Genomic DNA, 1,816 nt, shown 5'->3' with positions numbered 1-1,816 from the left:
TGCGGGGGACCGGGGGTCAGTCGCTCGGCTTATATCCCCACGGATAAATCCGGGGGCTTTACGCCGATTCTCGGTAACTGACTTAACTAGCCCAATACACATTTGCCCTGTTCTGTCAACTCTTTTTACGCTCACCGGCGCTTTAGCTGTTCTAGGGGGGTTGTTTGATTTTTTCGTCAACTGCGATATGACAATTCAGCCTTTCCACGACTCTTTTTTTTGCCACAGCAAGTTATCTTCATGGACTACAATAGGTGCTTGTGACTGGTCGCGCCCCCTCTGGGGTCTGGCGCAGCACTGATTTGTCTAAACGCTTTCATCTTTTTTTGTCCATGCCATCTCTGTCTTTAACTCAATCACTGCGAAAAATGCGCGATCTGCGCGCTTTATGCGAGCGAAATTACCTGAAACAATGGGCACCGAGGCTGGTTTCCCTCGACGCACTGGCACGGCGAATTATTCGCGAACACAAGCAGTGTCAGTCTGCTACCGCAGTGGGACTCCTCCATGCCCGGAATGCTGGGGAGTTGCTCCTGCAAGCTCAGGCGCTCCTTGCACCGGAACAATGGCGTTACTGGTTGGCAGATTGTTGCAGTTTGTCGGAAAAAACGGCTCAAACTTACATCAATATCACCGCTGGATGGTCCGGATCTGAGGGTTCTGTGTGCTTTGATACGGATGGTGTGCCAGATGATTGCCCTGCTGATGGGGTGTTACCCTCCGGGGAAAACCCCCCTGATGAAACTACGACAAACGCGAAAGGTGAAATACAACCCCCGCTTGTCGTTGTTGCCGAACTGATGAACCATTCCCCAAATCCGCACCGGAAGCGTCAAACAACACTCTCGCCGTTTGAGAAATTAGTGCAAGAGTCGAAAGCTGCCAAACCGAGCGATCGCCCACCGATTGCAGAACAGCTACAAACGAACTCCCCTACTACCTTGACGTTTTGGATTCCCGGATCCGTGACGCCGAAAGCTCGTCCCCGCGTTACCCTGAACGGAACTTATCTTCCGAAGCGCTATCGGGAATGGCGACTCAGAGCCGAGGGTGAAATTCTCATGCAGTTGCAGCAAATTCACCCGACTCCGGCGCTCCCTATTGAACGGGCGGCGCTGCGGATTTTGTTGTGCGGAAAGCATCGCGGTGATGGAGATAATGCGATCGGTAGCGTCTGCGATGCGTTGGTGGGTGCTGGGGTGCTGCAAACGGATAGTCTCAAGCACTTGTGTTATGGCAGTTGGAAGCACGTTCCCCATAGAGAAACCGGCGTGAAAATTCAACTGAAGCTGTTGGAGGATAAGCAGGCATGATGCGGTGGTTCTTCTGTGGTACTTATGTATAGGATGCTTTGTATTGTGCTCTCATGGGATGAGAAGTCGGTAGGCTCGGGCAGCACAAAAAGGTCTGGATGTCCGACGAGCGATAGATCCGACTCCTCCTCCTGAGTCCTCCCTACCTCAAAAATGTCCGCGCAAAACACCCCTTTGGGTTTTGCGATCGGCCAATTTCTCTTTTAGTATATTTTGGGCTATTTTAAAATTTAAACAGTATAACTCTTTTTACAGCTATTCCTCTCTCCAAACAAAAAGCGCCCTCCCGAAGGAGAGCGCTTTTAATTATCGCAAGCTAAATCTTAGCCGTTGATTTCAGGGGCAGTTAAAGCCACCGGAGTGGTTTCGCCTGCAGCCAAGTCTAAGGGGAAGTTGTGAGCGTTACGCTCGTGCATCACTTCCATACCCAGGTTGGCGCGGTTGATCACGTCGGCCCAGGTGTTCACCACGCGACCTTGAGAGTCGATGATGGACTGGTTGAA

1 protein-coding gene and 1 pseudogene are annotated in these 1,816 nt (G+C 51.5%); one reads left to right on the top strand and one right to left on the bottom strand.

Going from position 1 to position 1,816, the window contains the following annotated elements; all coding sequences use genetic code 11:
* Window positions 1-332 precede the first annotated feature (332 nt).
* Entirely contained in the window at window positions 333-1,313 is a 981-nt protein-coding gene (locus AC0QH1_RS17110; protein ID WP_324632445.1) for a RusA family crossover junction endodeoxyribonuclease, read from the top strand.
* Between the two features lie 323 nt (window positions 1,314-1,636).
* Here the strand turns inward: AC0QH1_RS17110 and AC0QH1_RS17105 are convergent.
* Window positions 1,637-1,816 (bottom strand): annotated as a pseudogene (locus AC0QH1_RS17105) (photosystem II q(b) protein); the annotation flags it as partial.

The organism is Phormidium sp. CCY1219 (genome assembly GCF_055795085.1).
The sequence above is the reverse complement of the archived record's forward strand: the minus strand, read 5'-3'. Positions and strand labels throughout refer to the sequence as shown.

Bases quoted from the DNA above. Each gene is read 5' to 3' on its own strand.
- AC0QH1_RS17110 (WP_324632445.1), top strand. From the start codon at position 333: ATGCCATCTCTGTCTTTAACTCAATCACTGCGAAAAATGCGCGATCTG.